We start from the raw sequence: 16,079 nt of genomic DNA, 5'->3' as shown, positions 1-16,079 counted from the left end.
CGGCGCCGTGCCGCCCGTCTTTCTTCTGCATTGAAAAGGCCTCTTCACCATGAAACGACTCATCGCCATGCTTTCCGCCGTGCTGGCCCTCTCGGGCTGCGGCTACAACGACTTCCAGCGCCTGGACGAGCAGTCCAAGGCCGCGTGGAGCGAAGTGCTCAACCAGTACCAGCGCCGCGCCGACCTGGTGCCCAACATCGTGGCCACCGTCAAGGGCGAGGCGGCGTTCGAGCAGGAGACGCTGACCAAGGTGATCGAGGCGCGCGCCAAGGCCACCTCGATCCAGGTGACGCCCGAAACCCTCAACAACCCCGAGGCGTTCAACAAGTTCCAGCAGGCGCAGGGCGAGCTGTCCAGCGCGCTGTCGCGCCTGATGGTGGTGGCCGAGCGTTACCCGCAGCTGCAGGCCAACCAGGCCTTCCGCGACCTGCGCGTGACGCTGGAGGGCACCGAGAACCGCATCACCGTGGCACGCAACCGCTACATCCAGACCGTGCAGGAGTACAACGTGCTCGCACGCAGCTTCCCCACCAACCTCACGGCCATGGTGTTCGGCTATGAACCCAAGCCCAGCTTCACGGTGGCGAACGAGGCCGAGATCTCTGCGCCGCCCAAGGTGGATTTCTCCAGCCCCGCACCCGCCTCCAAGCCCTGACATCGGGGTTGTAAGCAAAATATGCCGCTAGCGCTTGCCCTTCAAGCGCTGATAGCTATATTTATTGTAGCTATCGGAGCCCTCCCCGCCACCGCGCAGCCGCTGCGCGCGGTGCCTGCGCTGCAGGCGCGCGTGATCGACCAGACCGGCACGCTGAACGACGCGCAGCGCCAGAGGCTGGAGGCGCGGCTGGCCGCCATCGAGCAGCAGCACGGCTCGCAGGTGGTGGTGCTGATGGTGCCCACCACCGCGCCCGAGGACATCGCCGCCTTCGCCAACCGCGTGAGCAACGCCTGGAAGATCGGCCGCAAGGACGTGGGCGATGGCGTGCTGGTGGTCGTGGCCAAGGACGACCGGCGCATGCGCATCGAGGTGGCCAAGGCGCTGGAAGGCGCCATACCCGACATCGCCGCCGCGCGCATCATCGACGGCGCGATGAAGCCGCGCTTTCGCGAGGGCGACTTTGCCGGCGGGCTGGACGCCGCGGTGCAGCAAATCGGCGCGCGCATCGCGGGCGAAAACCTGCCCGCGCCGCAAAGCAGCCAGCAAGGCGACGGGCAGGGCCGCGGCGCGTCCGCGGGCTTTGACTGGACAGACCTGGCCGTCTTCCTCTTCTTCGGCGTGATGGTGGCGGGCCCCGTGGTGCGCCGGCTGTTCGGCCAGCGCCTGGGCGGCCTGGTGATGGGCGGCGGCGCTGGGTTCCTGGCCTTCATCGTCACCTCCAGCCTGCTGCTGGCGGGTGGCGCGGGGCTGCTGGCGCTGCTCTACACCTGGATCTTTGCGGGCCGCGGCGGCCCCGTGGTGTGGCACGGCGGCGGCTGGGGAGGCGGTCACGGCGGTGGCTGGGGCGGTGGAGGCGGTGGTGGATTCGGCTCGGGCGGCGGCGGAGATTTCGGCGGCGGCGGTGCATCGGGCGACTGGTAGGGCGGCAAGCACAGAGCGAAACACCATGGTCACACCCTCTTCATCCCCACCTTCCGGCGTGCTGGCGCGCCTGGCGCGGCTGCTGCGGCACCGTTGGTCCGACGGCGGCCTGCACCAGGCCCTGCCACCCGAGGTGCTGGAGCGCCTGGGCCAGCGCGTGGCCGCCAGCGAGCGCCGCCACACCGGCCAGATCCGCATCTGCGTGGAAGGCGGCCTGCCGCTGTCGTACCTGTGGCGCGGCGCCACGGCGCGCGAGCGCGCGGTCACGCAGTTCGGCAAGCTGCGTGTGTGGGACACCGAACACAACAACGGCGTGCTCATCTACCTGATGCTGGCCGAGCATGCCATCGAGATCGTGGCCGACCGCGCTCTGGCGCGCCGCGTGCCCCCGGCGACATGGCGCAGCATGGTGTCGCACATGGCCGAGGCTTTCCGCCAAGGCCGGTACGAGGACGGTCTGACCCAGGCGCTGAGCGAGGTCTCTGCGCTGCTCGTGGAGCACTTTCCGGCCACCGAGGGCGTGGACTGGCCGAACGAGCTGCCCGACGCTCCCGTCATCCCGGGCACGGTGGACTGAGTACCAGAGCACGCCTTGCGAGGCGGAACTCCCTTTTCGATCACCCCTTCAGGGCAACGCCCAGACGCGCCCCGCCCCCACCGCGAAGCGCTGGCGCCCCGGCGCGGCGGGCACGGCATGGCCGCCGGTGAACTCGCCAAAGGCCGGCAACACCAGCAGTCCCGGCTCCGCCACGAAACAGGGCATGCGCAGCGCATCGCGCCCGCCGCCGTACAGCACGGCCGTGGGGTGCAGGTGTCCGGCCAGCACCCACTGCCCCGCGCGGTGCTGTGGATGGTGGCAGCAGGCGAAAGGTCCCAGAGACCAAGGCTCCTCCACGATGCGCGCGCCCAGCCACGCCGGTGGGTCGCCCGCGTGGCGGTCGTGGTTGCCGCGCACCAGCACCAGTTCCAGTGCCGCATGGTCCTCGCGCCAAGCGGCCAACGCGCGCAGCAACGCGGGCGCGTGGGCCTCGGCCGCATGCAGGAAGTCGCCCAGCACCACCAAGCGCTGCACGCCGGGGTGGCGCGCCAGCAACTGCGCCAGCCGAGCCAGGTTGCCCTGCGTGGTGCCCGCGGGCACGGGCAGGCCGCGCGCGCGGAAGGTGGCGGCCTTGCCCAGGTGCAGGTCGGCCAGGCACAGCATGGCGCCCTCCGGCCACCACAGCGCGCGCTCGGGCAGCAGCCACACGGTGGTGCCGGCCAGGTCCACGGCCAGGTCGGCGGGCGGATCAGGCGCATGCATGGGTCACAGGCGCGGCAACGGGCGGGAAGGTTTGCGCGCGCGGCGCGGGGAACGGCCCCGCGCCGCGGCCGGCGCGGCGCCCGTGCCCTCGGAGGCATCGGCAAAGTCCAGCGTGCCGCGCAGTGCGTCGGTGACGGCGGACGATGCTTCCTGCCGCGGTGGCGCGGCCGGGGGGGCGGCGCGCCGGCGGCGCGGCGGGTCAGGGGGCACGACGTCCTGCACCGGCGGGGCCGGTACGGGTTTGCGCGCGCTGGCGGCGGCTTCCATGTCGCCCAGCATGCGCGCGATGCGGTCGGCCAGCGCCTCGTTGCTGAGCTGCTCGCGAAAGCGCTCCACCATCAGCGGAAAGGCCAGCGGCCCGGGTCGCACGAGAGGCTGCACCATGAGCTGCTGCGCCTGCATGCGTGTGAGCGCCGCCAGCAGCTGTGCCACGTCCAGCTCCTGGCTCAGCACTTCCTGGTCGGCCTGGCGCAGCAGCAGGTTGCCCGCGTCATAACGCCGAAAGACCTCGAAGAACAACTGTGAAGACGCCTGCAGCTGGCGCGCGCTGCGCTGCTCGCCCGGGTGGCTTTGAAAGATGAGCCCCGCCACGCGCGCAATCTCGCGAAAGCGCCGGCGCGCCATCTCGGTGGCGTTGAGACTGGCCAGCACCTCGTGCAGCAACGCTGCGCGCGCGTCACTCTCTTGCGGCACCGACTCGGGCGCCGTGGCGTTGGCAGTGTTGCGAATGGCCAGCGCCTCGTCGGGCGCCAGGGCGTGCGCCTGCCGGGCGGCCTGCGGCGCGGCGGCGTCGGTGCGCAGCAGGTCGGGCAGCAAGGCCGGCCAGTCGCGTTCTGTGGCGGACAGCAGCTCCAATCCATAGTCGTTCACGGCGATCGAGAAGGTGCCCGGCACCCCCTGGGCCGCGCGCCAGCCGAACAGGCTGGCCAGCCCGATGTGCGCATGCCGGCCGGCAAACGGGTAGAGGAACAGGTGCCAGCCCTCGCGCGTGCGCAGCGTTTCGGCCAGCAGCGTGCCCGGCGTGGGCAGGGCGGACCAGCGGCGCTGCACCTCCAGCAGCGGGCGCACGGCGCGCAGCTCGGGGCTGGCGTAGCGGCCCCGCCCCGCCTGCGCGAGCTGTTGCACCACGTAGTCGGCCAGCACGGTGGACAGCGGCATGCGCGAGCCGTTCCAGCGCGGCACCGTGGGCTGGCGCCCCGGCGCGCGCCGCACGAAGGCGGTCATCTCGCGCGTGCGCACCAGTTCCAGCACCTGCCCGGCGAACACGAAGCAGTCGCCCGGCGACAGCCGCGCGATGAAGCCCTCTTCCACCGCGCCCAGGCGAGCGCCCTGCAGAATCTGCACCTGCATGCTGGCATCGCTCACGATGGTGCCGATGTTGGCGCGGTGGCGGCGTGCCAGGCGCGCATCGGGCAGGCGCCACACACCGTTCTCGTCCGGCACGACACGGCGGTAGTCCGGGTAGGCCGCCAGGGCGCTGCCGCCACGCGCAACGAAGTCCAGGCACCACTGCCACACGCCGCGCGGCAGCGTGCGGTACGCGGCCGTGCGGCGCACCTCGGCATACAGCGCCTCGGGCTCGAAGCCCCCGCCCAACGCCACCGTGGCCAGGTGCTGCACCAGCACATCGACGGGCTGGTGCGGCGAGACGCGCTTTTCCACCCGCCCGGCATGCACCGCGGCGCGCGCGGCAGCGGCCTCCACCAACTCCAGGCTGTGCGTGGGCACCAGCGTGATGCGCGAGGGCCGCCCTGGTGCGTGGCCCGAGCGGCCGGCGCGCTGCAGCAGGCGCGCCACGCCCTTGGCCGAGCCGATCTGCAGCACGCGCTGCACCGGCAGAAAGTCCACGCCCAGGTCCAGGCTGCTGGTGCAGACCACGGCGCGCAGGCTGCCGCTCTTGAGCCCCACCTCCACCCATTCGCGCACGCTGCGGTCCAGCGAGCCGTGGTGGATGGCGATCTGCCCCGCCCAGTCCGGCCGCGCGTCCAGCAGCGCCTGGTACCACTGCTCGGCCTGCGAGCGCACGTTGACGAACACCAGCGTGGTGCCGGGCGACTCCTCCAGCGCGCGCACCACCGCCGGCAGCATGGCCAGGCCCAGGTGGCCGGCCCAGGTGAAGCGCTCGGGCCGCTCGGGCAGCAGGGTGTCCACCACCAGGCGCTTTTCCACGCGGCCGCGCACCAGCGTGCCGCCCTCCCGGCCCAGCAGCGTCTGCATGGCCTCGGGCAGGTTGCCCAGCGTGGCCGACATGCCCCAGACCAGGAGCCGCGGGTTCCAGCCCGCGAGCCGCGCCAGCGCCAACTGCACCTGCACGCCGCGTTTGTTGCCCAGCAGCTCGTGCCATTCATCCGCCACCACCAGGCGCACGCGGGCCAGTTGCTCGCGCGAGTCCGCGCGCGCCAGCAGCAGCGACAGGCTTTCGGGGGTGGTGACGAGCACCGTGGGCAGACGCCGCGCCTGGGCGCTGCGTTCGGCGCTGCCGGTATCGCCCGTGCGTGCGCCCAGGCTCCAGCGCGCCAGGCCGGCATGCTGTGCGGCCAGGGCCTGCAGCGGCGCCGCCAGCGCACGCAGCGTGTCGGCGGCCAGCGCGCGCATGGGCGTGATCCACACCACGGTGAGTGGTGCGGTCCGCGGTGCTGCTTCGTTATTTATAGCGTGTACCGCCGGATGGACGGGCGCTACAGGCCGTTTTGACTCCAAGTCCGCAAAGGCCTGCAGCGCCCCGAGCCACACCGCATAAGTCTTGCCGGCGCCCGTGGTGGCATGCAGCAGGCCCGAGCGTCCCTGCGCGATGGCGCGCCACACCTGGCGCTGGAAGGCGAATGGCGCCCAGCCGCGCGTGGCCAGCCAGCCGGTTGCGAGGGGGAAGCGCGGGGCGGTCACGGCACCCCCCGTTGCACCGCGCGGCCAAGGCATTGCCGCCGCGCGGGCCATGGCATTTCGAGGGAAAATCGCCTGCAGCGCCCGTCCATCCAGCGCCAACAGCTCTTGTATTCATAGCACCAGATCATGGCGTAGCAGGCAACAGCGCTGCCAGCGTATCCAGCGAATCAGCCTCGTCCACCGGCTTGTCTTCACGCCAGCGCAGCATGCGCGGGAAGCGCACGGCGATGCCGCTCTTGTGCCGCGCGCTGCGCGCTATGCCCTCAAAGCCCAGCTCGAACACCAGCGTGGGCCGCACGCTGCGCACCGGGCCGAAGCTCTCCACCGTGGTCTTGCGGATGATGGCGTCCACCCGCGCCATCTCGGCATCGGTCAGGCCCGAATACGCCTTGGCAAACGGCACCAGCGTGCGCCCCTCGGTGCCGTGCGGCGCACTCCACACGGCGAACGTGTAGTCGCTGTACAGGCTGGCGCGGCGCCCGTGGCCGCGCTGCGCATAAATGAGCACGGCGTCCACGCTCATCGGGTCGATCTTCCACTTCCACCAGATACCCACGTCCCGGGTGCGGCCCACACCATAGTGCGCCGTGCGCCCTTTGAGCATCATGCCCTCCACGCCCAGTGCACGCGCGCTGTCCCGCAGGCGGGCCAGTTCGGCCCAGCTCTGTCCCGGCAGCACCGGGCTGGGCACCAGCGCCGGGTGGTCGACGCGCGCCAGCAGCGCGTCCAGCCGCGCGCGCCGCGCCTGCAGCGGCAGGCCTCGCAGGTCCTGGCCGTGTTCCTCCAGCAGGTCGTAGGCCAGCAGCACCACGGGCACCTCGCGCAGCAGCTTGGGGCCCAGCGACTTGCGGCCGATGCGCTTTTGCAGGTCGGCAAACGGGCGCGGCTGCGCCGGCGCATCCGCTCGCGCGGGCTGCCACACGACGATCTCGCCGTCGAGCACCGTGCCGTCGGGCAGGGCTTCGTCGCCCAACGCCTGCAGCTCGGGGAAGCGATCGGTCACCAACTCCTCCCCGCGCGACCACAGCCAAGTGGCGCCAGCGCGCCGCACGAGCTGGGCGCGGATGCCGTCCCACTTCCATTCCACGATCCAGTCCGCCGGCGGGCCGAGCGCGGCGTCAAACTGCGCCACCGGCAGTTGCAGCGGGTGCGCCAGAAAGAAGGGATAGGGATGGCCCTGGGCCTCCGCAGCCTGCGCGCCCGCACTGTCTCCCTCGGGCGCCACGAGGCGCTGGTAGTCAGCCGCCCCGGGCTGCGCGCCCACGTGCGTGTAGCCCATGAGGCGCTGTGCGATGCGCTTGGCGTCCACGCCGCTCACGGCCGCGAGCGCCTGCGTGACCTGCAAGCGCGACACGCCCACGCGGAAGGCCCCCGTGATGAGCTTGAAGTACACCAGCCGCTCCTCGGGCGCCAGCCGCGCCCATTGCGCACCCAGTCGTTCAGCCTGGGTGTCGGGCGCCAGGCCGCGCAGCGGCAAGAGGTGTTCGCGCATCCATGCGGCCAGCCCCAGGGCGTGCGCCTGCGTGGGCGGGGGCAACAGCAGTGCGATGGTCTCGGCCAGATCGCCCACAGCCTCGTAGCTTTCGTCGAACAGCCATTCCGGCAACCCCGCCGCTTCGCGCGCCACCGCGCGCAGCAGCTTGGTGGGCACGAGTTGGCGTGGTTTGCCACCCGCGAGGAAGTAGACGGCCCAGGCGGCATCCTCGGGTGGCGCACCCCGCAGATAGTCGCGCAGCGCGGCCTGCTTGGCGAGGCTGGACGTGCTGGCATCCAACGCCTGGTAGAGCGCGGCAAAGGCCTGCATCAGGAGGTGCCTCCGGCCGCGTCGCCTGCGTCGCCTTCCGGTGCAGTGGGCGCTGCAGTTGGCGCGTCGGTCGGCGCTGCCTCGTCCTCGTCGCCGTATTCGGTGGCGAAAGCCTGGGCATCCAGCCCTTGCTCGCGCAGCCAGCGGACCATGACGGTCACGCTGCCGTGGGTGACGAACACGCGCTCGGCCCCCGTGGCGGCAATCGCCTGCTGCAGGCCCGGCCAGTCTGCGTGATCGGAGAGCACGAAACCACGATCCACCCCGCGGCGGCGACGCGTGCCGCGCAGCTGCATCCAGCCGCTGGCAAAGGCATCGGCGTGGCGTGGGAAGCGGCGCATCCACGGACTGCCTTGGGCCGAGGGCGGCGCCAGCACCAGCGCGGTCTCGCGTGTCGCCGCATCCAGTGACGCGTCGGTGGCCCCCTGCGTGGGCGGCAGGCGCACGCCGGCGGCGCGGTAAGCGGCATTGAGGGGCTCCACCGCGCCATGCATGAGCAGCGGACCAATGCTGGCATCTACGCCATGCAGGATGCGCTGCGCCTTGCCGAACGCATAGCAAAACAGCACCGAAGGGCGGCGCATGGCCGCGTTGGAACGCCACCAGTCGTTGATCTGGGCTTGCAGGACGGCCTGGGCGGGCCAACGGTAGATGGGCAGGCCGAAGGTGGATTCGGTGATGAACGTGTCACAGCGCACGGGCTCGAACGGCGCGCAGGTGCCGTCGGCCTCCAGCTTGTAATCACCCGAGGCCACCCACACGCGACCGCCGTGCTCCAGCCGCACCTGGGCCGAGCCCAGCACATGGCCCGCAGGGTGCAGTGAGATGCGCACGCCGTTGTGGTGCAGGGGTTCGCCGTAAGCCAGCGTCTGCAAGGCGATGTCCGCCCCCAGCCGACCGCGCAGGATACCCGCGCTGTGCTCGTGCGCCAGGTAGTGTCCGTGCCCGCGCCGCGCGTGGTCGCCATGGCCATGGGTGATGACGGCCCGGTCCACCGGCCGCCAGGGGTCGATATAAAAGCCACCCGGTGGACAATACAGCCCTTCGGGGCGCGCTACCACCAAGTCGCCTGCCGCAGTCTCTGCCAAAGGGTTGACCATGGCCCATGCTAGCGCCGCGTTGGGCCTGGCTGGCGTCGGACGGCGCCGATGGACGAGCGCCATAGCGGCCCCCCCCTAACGACAAAAGCCGCCCGAAGGCGGCTTTTGCGATGGAAGGCGACCAGTCGATCAGCGCTTCTGGCGGAACTTGCGCAGCGCGGCAATCTGCGCTGCCATCACGGCCAGCTCGGCCTGGGCGCGCGCCAGATCGATCTCGCTCTTGGCGTTCTTCAGGGCTTCCTCGGCCGCAGCCTTGGCTTCCTGCGCCTTCTGGTCGTCCAGGTCACGGCCACGGATGGCGGTGTCGGACAGCACGGTCACGCAGTCGGGCTGCACTTCCAGAATGCCACCGGCCACGAAAACGAACTCTTCATTGCCGTCAGGCAATTCGATGCGCACCGAACCCGGCTTGATGCGGGTGATGAGTGGCGTGTGGCGCGGATAGATGCCCAATTCGCCCACTTCGCCGGGCAGCGCGACGAAGCGCGCCTCGCCGGAGAAGATGGACTCTTCGGCACTGACCACATCAACATGGATGGTGTTCATCTTTGCTCCTAGAAAAAGGGAATGGCAAGCCTGTGGGGCTCACGAGGGCCGGACGCGGGGCCGGCCTTCGGACCATCAGGCCACCTTCTTCGCCTTTTCGAAGGCTTCGTCGATGGTGCCCACCATGTAGAAGGCCTGCTCGGGCAGGTGGTCGCATTCGCCAGCCACGATCATCTTGAAGCCGCGGATGGTCTCGGACAGCGGCACGTACTTGCCAGGCGAGCCCGTGAACACCTCGGCCACGTGGAACGGCTGCGACAGGAAACGCTGGATCTTGCGGGCACGGGCCACGACCAGCTTGTCCTCGGGGGCCAGCTCGTCCATACCCAGAATTGCGATGATGTCGCGCAGTTCCTTGTAGCGCTGCAGGGTACCCTGCACTTGGCGGGCCACTTGGTAGTGCTCTTCACCCACGACCTGCGGGTCCAGCTGGCGGCTGGTGGAGTCCAGCGGGTCCACGGCAGGGTAGATACCCAGAGCGGCGATGTCACGCGACAGCACCACGGTGGAGTCCAGGTGGGCGAAGGTGGTGGCAGGCGACGGGTCGGTCAAGTCGTCGGCAGGCACGTACACGGCCTGAATGGACGTGATGGACCCGACCTTGGTCGAGGTAATACGCTCTTGCAGACGGCCCATTTCCTCGGCCAGCGTCGGCTGGTAGCCCACGGCGGAAGGCATCCGGCCCAGCAGGGCGGACACTTCGGTACCGGCCAGCGTGTAACGGTAGATGTTGTCCACGAAGAACAGCACGTCGCGGCCTTCGTCGCGGAAGGACTCGGCGATGGTCAGGCCGGTCAGGGCCACGCGCAGACGGTTGCCCGGGGGCTCGTTCATCTGGCCGTAGACCATGGCCACCTTGGACTCGCCCAGGCTCTCCAGATTCACGACGCCGGAGTCGGCCATCTCGTGGTAGAAGTCGTTGCCCTCGCGGGTACGCTCACCCACGCCAGCGAACACGGACAGACCCGAGTGCGCCTTGGCGATGTTGTTGATGAGCTCCATCATGTTCACGGTCTTGCCCACGCCGGCACCACCGAACAGGCCCACCTTGCCGCCCTTGGCGAACGGGCACACCAGGTCGATCACCTTGATGCCGGTCTCGAGCAGTTCCTGCGAAGGGCTGAGCTCGTCATAAGCGGGGGCCTTGCGGTGGATGGAAGCCGTCAGGCTCTGGTCCACGGGGCCGCGCTCGTCGATGGGGTTGCCCAGCACGTCCATGATGCGGCCCAGCGTGGCCTTGCCCACGGGCACGGTGATGGGGTTGCCGGTGTTCGTGACCATCAGGCCACGCTTGAGGCCGTCCGAAGAACCGAGCGCAATGGTACGCACCACGCCGTCGCCCAGCTGCTGCTGCACTTCCAGCGTCAGGGGCGAGCCCTCGAGCTTCAGGGCGTCATACACCTTGGGCAGCTGGTCGCGCGGGAACTCCACGTCCACCACGGCGCCGATACATTGAACAATCTTGCCTTGCACTTGAGCCATTTGATTTGCTCCAAAAATTTAAACCGAGACCCGAAGGCGGCATCAGACTGCCGCGGCACCTGCAACGATCTCCGAAAGTTCTTTCGTGATCGCCGCTTGGCGCGTCTTGTTGTAGACCAGCTTGAGCTCGTTGATGACGTTACCGGCGTTGTCGGTGGCGGCCTTCATGGCCACCATGCGCGCGGACTGCTCCGAGGCCATGTTCTCTGCCACTGCCTGGTAGATCAGCGACTCGACATAGCGCACCAGCAGTTCGTCGATCACGCTCTGCGCGTCAGGCTCGTAGATGTAATCCCAACCATGGCCGGTCTTCTGGGCCTGCATCTGCTCGGACGACAGGGGCAGCAACTGCTCCACCACCGATTCCTGCTTCATGGTGTTGATGAACTTGGTGTAGCTGAGGTACACCGCGTTGATCTTGCCTTCCGCGTAAGCATCCAGCAGCACCTTCACCGGTCCGATCAGCTTGTCCAGGTGCGGCGTATCGCCCAGCCCGGTGGCATGCGCCACGACCTTGGCACCCACGCGGTTGAGGAAGCCCAACCCCTTGTTGCCAATAGCGACGGACTGCACATCGACACCCGTAGACTGCAGTTCGCGCAGCTTGGTGGTGACGGCGCGCAGCACGTTGGTGTTCATACCTCCGCACAGGCCCTTGTCGGTCGTCACGACAATAATGCCAGCCGCCTTCGCATCGTTCGCCTTCATGAAAGGGTGCACGTACTCAGGGTTGGCCTCGCCGAGGTGGGCGGCAATGTTGCGCACCTTCTCGGCATAGGGTCGGGCGGCACGCATGCGGTCTTGCGCCTTGCGCATCTTGGACGCGGCCACCATTTCCATGGCCTTGGTGATCTTCTTGGTGTTTTCCACCGATTTGATCTTGCCGCGTATTTCCTTACCTGCTGCCATGATGGTTCCTCGTCCGATTTAAACGAACGACTTCTTGAACGCCGTGATGGCTTGCGTCAGTTCGGCCTCGTCCTTGCCTTCCTTGTCGAACGCGCGGTTCTGCTGTAGGCGGTCCAGCAGCGCACCGTGGCTCGTCTTCAGGTACTGGTGCAGGCCGGCTTCGAAGGCCAGCACCTTCTTCACGTCCACGTCGTCCAGGAAGCCCTTGTTCACCGTGAAGAGCGTCGCGCCCATCAGGGCCGTGCTCAGCGGGCTGTACTGGGGCTGCTTGAGCAGTTCCGTCACGCGGGCGCCGCGATCCAGCTGCTTGCGCGTGGCTTCGTCCAGGTCGGAGGCGAACTGCGCGAACGCCGCGAGTTCACGGTACTGGGCCAGGTCGGTACGGATACCGCCGGACAGGCCCTTGATCAGCTTGGTCTGGGCGGCACCACCCACGCGCGACACCGAGATACCGGCGTTGATGGCGGGGCGGATACCAGCGTTGAACAGGCTGGTTTCCAGGAAGATCTGACCGTCGGTGATCGAGATCACGTTGGTTGGAACGAAGGCAGACACGTCGCCGGCCTGGGTTTCGATCACGGGCAGTGCGGTCAGCGAACCCGTCTTGCCCTTGACCTCGCCCTTGGTGAAGGCTTCCACATAGTCGGCATTCACACGGGCTGCACGCTCCAGCAGGCGGCTGTGGAGATAGAACACGTCGCCGGGGAAGGCTTCGCGGCCTGGCGGGCGGCGCAGCAGCAGCGAAACCTGGCGGTAGGCCACAGCTTGCTTGGACAGGTCGTCGTACACGATCAGCGCGTCTTCGCCACGGTCGCGGAAGTATTCGCCCATCGTGCAGCCGGAGTAGGCCGACACGTACTGCATGGCGGCGGACTCGGAAGCCGAAGCCGCCACGACGATGGTGTATTCCATGGCGCCGGCCTGCTCCAGGGCGCGCACCACGTTCTTGATCGACGATGCCTTCTGGCCGATGGCGACGTAGATACACGTCACGCCCTGGCCCTTCTGGTTGATGATGGCGTCAATGGCCACTGCCGTCTTGCCGGTCTGGCGGTCGCCGATGATCAGCTCACGCTGGCCACGGCCGATTGGCACCATGGAGTCGATGGACTTCAGGCCGGTTTGCAGCGGCTGGTCCACGGACTGGCGCGCGATCACGCCGGGGGCGACCTTCTCGATCACGTCCGTCATCTTGGCATTGATCGGACCCTTTCCGTCGATCGGCTGGCCGAGAGCGTTCACCACGCGTCCGATCAGTTCCGGGCCCACCGGCACTTCCAGAATGCGGCCCGTGCACTTCACGGTATCGCCTTCAGAAATGTGTTCGTACTCGCCCAGAATCACGGCGCCGACGGAGTCGCGCTCGAGGTTCAGGGCCAGGCCGAAGGAGGGCTGGCCGTCTGCCGCGGCAGGGAATTCGAGCATTTCGCCCTGCATCACGTCCGACAGGCCGTGGACGCGCACGATACCGTCGGTCACGGACACCACGGTGCCCTGGTTGCGGATGTCGCTGCTGGCTGCCAGACCTTCGATGCGGCTCTTGATCAGTTCAGAAATTTCTGCGGGATTGAGTTGCATGACTCTTTCCTTCTTTCTTGGGGGTATAGCCGAGACCTCACGCCCATCAGGCGGTGAGGGCAGCTTTCATTTGTTCCAGACGGGCTTTGACGGAAGCGTCGAGCACCTCGTCGCCCACCACCACGCGCACGCCGCCGATCAGGGTCTCATCCAACTGCACGGAGAGATTGAGCTTGCGACCGAAGCGCTTTTCAAGCGTGGCACCCAAATCGGTCAGAGCGCCCGCATCCAGCGGGAAGGCGCTGTACACCACGGCATCCGAAGTGCCGTGGCTGCGATTGACCAGCGTACGGAACTGGGCCGCGATTTCAGGCAGCGCCTGCACGCGCCCGTTATCGATCACGGTACGCAGGAAGTTCTTGGCCAGGTCAGGCAACGCCGAGCGGGCCACGCCCACGATGACGTCGAACACCTGCTCGCCCGTCACCTTGGGGTTGTCCGCCAGTTGGCGCAATTGGGGATTGGCGGCAATCGCCGCCAGCTCGTCCACCCAGGCTGTAGCGCCATTCAGGTCCACACCGGCTTGGTCGGTGCAGGCCTTGTACAGCGCCTCGGCGTAAGGGCGGGCAATGGTGGCGAGTTCAGCCATTGAATGCTCCCTTACAGCTCGGTCTTCAGACGGTTCAGCAGATCGGCATGAACGCCGGCATTGACTTCCTTGCGGAGAATCTGCTCAGCCCCCTTGACGGCCAGGGCCGCCACCTGCTCGCGCAGGGCTTCACGTGCCTGGATCGCTTGCTGCTCGGCCTCGGCACGGGCAGCAGCGACGATCTTGTTGCCTTCGTCGTTGGCGCGCGCCTTGGCCTCTTCGATGATGGCCTGTGCGCGGCGCTCAGCGTCGGCCAAGCGTGTCGCGGCTTCGTTGCTGGCGGCAGCCAGTTCCTGCTTCACACGCTGGTCGGCAGCAGCAAGCTCGGTCTTGGCACGATCGGCAGCTGCGAGACCATCGGCGATTTTCTGGGCTCGCTCATCCAGCGCCTTCGCAATCGGGGGCCACACGAACTTCATCGTGAACAGCACCAGGATCAGGAAAACAATGGCCTGAACGAACAGGGTCGCGTTGATACTCACGGCAACACCTTTCTTTCTAGGGCGTTGACGGAGGCTTAGGCCAGAACGAAGGGGTTGGCGAAAGCGAACAGCAGAGCGATGGCCACGCCGATCAGGAAGGCGGCGTCGATCAGACCTGCCAAGATGAACATCTTGGTTTGCAGTTCGTTGATCAGCTCAGGCTGGCGTGCGGAGGATTCCAGGAACTTGCCACCCATCAGGGCAATACCGATCGAAGCGCCGATAGCGCCGAGGCCCACGATCAGACCACAAGCCAGAGCGACGAGACCGAGAATGTTTTCCATGATGACTCCTAGGATGAAAAGAAAGGAAGGTTGAGAAAGGAAACGAAAGGATCAGTGAGCTTCATGCGCCTGGCCGAGATAAATCAGCGTCAGCATCATGAAAATGAAGGCCTGCAGGGTGATGATCAGGATGTGGAAGATCGCCCAGATAGAGCCCGCAATGATGTGCCCCACGGGGAGCAACACACCAGAGAGCGACATAGCCGCTGCGCCACCCATCAGGGCAATCAGCATGAACACCAACTCACCAGCGTACATGTTGCCGAACAGTCGCATGCCATGCGACACGGTCTTGGCAACGTATTCAATGATCTGCATGAGCAGATTGACCACGCCCAGGATCAGGGCGAAAACAGGGTTCTTGCTGGTGCCGAAGGGCGCGGTCACCAGTTCATGCGCCCAGCCGCCCAGCCCCTTGATCTTGATGCTGTACACGAAGCACAGGATCAGCACGGCGCTGGACAGGCCCAGGGTGGTGGACAGGTCGGCGGTGGGAACGACGCGCAGGTAGGCATGCGAGTCACCTGTGGCGACCTGCCAGAGCACGGGCAGCAGGTCCACCGGCAGCAGGTCCATGGCGTTCATCAGGAAAATCCAGACGAACACGGTGAGCGCCAGAGGTGCAATGAACTTACGGCTTTGCGCGTTGTGGATGTTGGCCTTGGCCTGGTTGTCCACCATCTCGACCAGCATCTCGACAGCCGCCTGGAAGCGGCTTGGCACACCGGAAGTGGCCGTGCGGGCAGCGAGCCACATGACGAACAGACCCAAAACACCCAAGATCACGCTGACGGCAACGGAATCGAGGTTGACAACCGAGAAGTCGATGATGGACTTCTGCTTGATGTTCTGGAGATGCTGCAGGTGGTGAACGATGTATTCACTTGCAGTCGGGGCGTGCGCATCTGCGGCCATCGGACAACTCTTCTCTCAAATATCAATCGGTTCGTCGGACACCAGGCCGCGCCAGCAGCGCGATCCAGTACGTTTTCATCGTTACCACCATGCCGACCAGCAACGCCAGCCAGCTGAGCCCCGGCACTACCCGGGGCGCCGCCGCCAACATGGCGACGGTCAATGCAATCTTGACCAACTCCCAACCCAGAAGCCCGACCATCGCAGCACCAGCCGTGGAGCGCCTGCGCGCCATGCCACGGGCAAACAGCGCCGCCGGCACCACGACGGACAGAGCCCCGTACCCGGCGGACCATGCCACCGGCAGCCTGCCCGTCAGCCACCATGCCAGCAGGGCCACTACCGCCCCCACCGCCGCCTGGCCCCAGACAATGCGCCAGACCGACAGTGCCGGATGGCGTGACCGCCACTCCCGCGCCTCTTGTGCAGTCAGGGGCTTGAAGTCGGAATCCTCAACCTCAGATTCAGTCTCGGAGGCGATTTTTTTATCGTTGGAAGACGCCTGCGCCACAGACCAAAACTTTCACAAAGCCCTTGATTATAAGTAAAAACCCCGGCCGATCCACAATCGGTAACGGAGCGCGGGTGGATCACTGCACATAGCCGCACCATTGTGGCACCGCGCCAA

16 protein-coding genes are annotated in these 16,079 nt (G+C 67.4%); 3 read left to right on the top strand and 13 right to left on the bottom strand.

The features are described 5' to 3' along the window. Positions 1-49: 49 nt before the first annotated feature. The 3 genes from PCQ86_RS02030 to PCQ86_RS02020 are packed head-to-tail and all read left to right on the top strand — an operon-like array spanning position 50 to position 2,156. Positions 50-655 carry a LemA family protein gene (locus PCQ86_RS02030; protein ID WP_011803780.1) on the top strand — a complete coding sequence of 202 codons (606 nt, stop codon included), beginning with the start codon at positions 50-52 and terminating at the stop codon, positions 653-655. A 21-nt stretch (positions 656-676) separates the two neighbouring features. Next, positions 677-1,579 (top strand): TPM domain-containing protein, encoded by a 903-nt coding sequence (locus PCQ86_RS02025; RefSeq protein ID WP_270174750.1) that lies wholly within the window; start codon positions 677-679, stop codon positions 1,577-1,579. Between the two features lie 25 nt (positions 1,580-1,604). Further along, positions 1,605-2,156 (top strand): TPM domain-containing protein, encoded by a 552-nt coding sequence (locus PCQ86_RS02020; protein WP_172205532.1) that lies wholly within the window; start codon positions 1,605-1,607, stop codon positions 2,154-2,156. A gap of 48 nt (positions 2,157-2,204) precedes the next feature. Here PCQ86_RS02020 and pdeM read toward each other — a convergent pair whose 3' ends face one another. The 13 genes from pdeM to PCQ86_RS01955 all read right to left on the bottom strand — a co-directional run bounded on the left by pdeM (position 2,205) and on the right by PCQ86_RS01955 (position 15,962). Continuing rightward, positions 2,205-2,879, bottom strand: coding sequence for a ligase-associated DNA damage response endonuclease PdeM (gene pdeM, locus PCQ86_RS02015; protein ID WP_270174749.1), 675 nt, complete (start codon positions 2,877-2,879; stop codon positions 2,205-2,207). 3 nt (positions 2,880-2,882) lie between these two features. Beyond that, positions 2,883-5,795, bottom strand: a complete 2,913-nt coding sequence (locus tag PCQ86_RS02010; protein ID WP_270174748.1) for a ligase-associated DNA damage response DEXH box helicase — start codon at positions 5,793-5,795, stop codon at positions 2,883-2,885. A gap of 91 nt (positions 5,796-5,886) precedes the next feature. Next, a complete protein-coding gene (locus PCQ86_RS02005) occupies positions 5,887-7,566 on the bottom strand; it encodes an ATP-dependent DNA ligase (protein ID WP_270174747.1) in 1,680 nt (559 codons plus the stop codon). Continuing rightward, positions 7,566-8,666, bottom strand: coding sequence for a ligase-associated DNA damage response exonuclease (locus PCQ86_RS02000; protein WP_270174746.1), 1,101 nt, complete (start codon positions 8,664-8,666; stop codon positions 7,566-7,568). The genes PCQ86_RS02005 and PCQ86_RS02000 overlap by 1 nt, the downstream gene beginning before the upstream one ends. A 129-nt stretch (positions 8,667-8,795) precedes the next feature. Continuing rightward, complete coding sequence (locus tag PCQ86_RS01995; RefSeq protein ID WP_135148449.1) at positions 8,796-9,212, bottom strand: F0F1 ATP synthase subunit epsilon; 417 nt, start codon at positions 9,210-9,212, stop codon at positions 8,796-8,798. A gap of 75 nt (positions 9,213-9,287) precedes the next feature. Then, on the bottom strand, positions 9,288-10,694 hold the full coding sequence (gene atpD / locus PCQ86_RS01990; protein ID WP_196994539.1) for a F0F1 ATP synthase subunit beta: 1,407 nt from the start codon (positions 10,692-10,694) through the stop codon (positions 9,288-9,290). 42 nt (positions 10,695-10,736) lie between these two features. After that, complete coding sequence (gene atpG, locus PCQ86_RS01985; protein ID WP_011803771.1) at positions 10,737-11,603, bottom strand: F0F1 ATP synthase subunit gamma; 867 nt, start codon at positions 11,601-11,603, stop codon at positions 10,737-10,739. An 18-nt stretch (positions 11,604-11,621) separates the two neighbouring features. After that, complete coding sequence (atpA, locus tag PCQ86_RS01980; protein WP_011803770.1) at positions 11,622-13,181, bottom strand: F0F1 ATP synthase subunit alpha; 1,560 nt, start codon at positions 13,179-13,181, stop codon at positions 11,622-11,624. Between the two features lie 46 nt (positions 13,182-13,227). Beyond that, on the bottom strand, positions 13,228-13,770 hold the full coding sequence (locus PCQ86_RS01975) for a F0F1 ATP synthase subunit delta (RefSeq protein WP_103738590.1): 543 nt from the start codon (positions 13,768-13,770) through the stop codon (positions 13,228-13,230). An 11-nt stretch (positions 13,771-13,781) separates the two neighbouring features. Next, positions 13,782-14,252, bottom strand: coding sequence for a F0F1 ATP synthase subunit B (locus tag PCQ86_RS01970; RefSeq protein WP_103738591.1), 471 nt, complete (start codon positions 14,250-14,252; stop codon positions 13,782-13,784). Positions 14,253-14,287: 35 nt separating this feature from the next. Further along, positions 14,288-14,536, bottom strand: a complete 249-nt coding sequence (gene atpE, locus PCQ86_RS01965; protein ID WP_011803767.1) for a F0F1 ATP synthase subunit C — start codon at positions 14,534-14,536, stop codon at positions 14,288-14,290. 51 nt (positions 14,537-14,587) lie between these two features. After that, on the bottom strand, positions 14,588-15,451 hold the full coding sequence (atpB, locus tag PCQ86_RS01960; protein WP_011803766.1) for a F0F1 ATP synthase subunit A: 864 nt from the start codon (positions 15,449-15,451) through the stop codon (positions 14,588-14,590). Between the two features lie 22 nt (positions 15,452-15,473). Continuing rightward, entirely contained in the window at positions 15,474-15,962 is a 489-nt protein-coding gene (locus tag PCQ86_RS01955; protein WP_011803765.1) for an ATP synthase subunit I, read from the bottom strand. Positions 15,963-16,079 lie beyond the last annotated feature (117 nt).

This window comes from Diaphorobacter sp. ED-3 (genome assembly GCF_027625375.1).
GTDB classification, from domain to species: Bacteria; Pseudomonadota; Gammaproteobacteria; order Burkholderiales; family Burkholderiaceae_C; genus Diaphorobacter; species Diaphorobacter nitroreducens.
Note: the sequence above shows the minus strand (reverse complement) of the source record. Positions and strands in the feature narration are given on the sequence as shown.

Excerpts from the sequence above, each read along its gene's own strand:
- PCQ86_RS02030 (WP_011803780.1), top strand. The coding sequence starts at position 50 with ATGAAACGACTCATCGCCATGCTTTCCGCCGTGCTGGCCCTCTCGGGC.
- PCQ86_RS02025 (WP_270174750.1), top strand. The coding sequence starts at position 677 with ATGCCGCTAGCGCTTGCCCTTCAAGCGCTGATAGCTATATTTATTGTA.
- PCQ86_RS02020 (WP_172205532.1), top strand. The coding sequence starts at position 1,605 with ATGGTCACACCCTCTTCATCCCCACCTTCCGGCGTGCTGGCGCGCCTG.
- pdeM (WP_270174749.1), bottom strand. The coding sequence starts at position 2,879 with ATGCATGCGCCTGATCCGCCCGCCGACCTGGCCGTGGACCTGGCCGGC.
- PCQ86_RS02010 (WP_270174748.1), bottom strand. The coding sequence starts at position 5,795 with ATGCCTTGGCCGCGCGGTGCAACGGGGGGTGCCGTGACCGCCCCGCGC.
- PCQ86_RS02005 (WP_270174747.1), bottom strand. The coding sequence starts at position 7,566 with ATGCAGGCCTTTGCCGCGCTCTACCAGGCGTTGGATGCCAGCACGTCC.
- PCQ86_RS02000 (WP_270174746.1), bottom strand. The coding sequence starts at position 8,666 with ATGGTCAACCCTTTGGCAGAGACTGCGGCAGGCGACTTGGTGGTAGCG.
- PCQ86_RS01995 (WP_135148449.1), bottom strand. The coding sequence starts at position 9,212 with ATGAACACCATCCATGTTGATGTGGTCAGTGCCGAAGAGTCCATCTTC.
- atpD (WP_196994539.1), bottom strand. The coding sequence starts at position 10,694 with ATGGCTCAAGTGCAAGGCAAGATTGTTCAATGTATCGGCGCCGTGGTG.
- atpG (WP_011803771.1), bottom strand. The coding sequence starts at position 11,603 with ATGGCAGCAGGTAAGGAAATACGCGGCAAGATCAAATCGGTGGAAAAC.
- atpA (WP_011803770.1), bottom strand. The coding sequence starts at position 13,181 with ATGCAACTCAATCCCGCAGAAATTTCTGAACTGATCAAGAGCCGCATC.
- PCQ86_RS01975 (WP_103738590.1), bottom strand. The coding sequence starts at position 13,770 with ATGGCTGAACTCGCCACCATTGCCCGCCCTTACGCCGAGGCGCTGTAC.
- atpE (WP_011803767.1), bottom strand. The coding sequence starts at position 14,536 with ATGGAAAACATTCTCGGTCTCGTCGCTCTGGCTTGTGGTCTGATCGTG.
- atpB (WP_011803766.1), bottom strand. The coding sequence starts at position 15,451 with ATGGCCGCAGATGCGCACGCCCCGACTGCAAGTGAATACATCGTTCAC.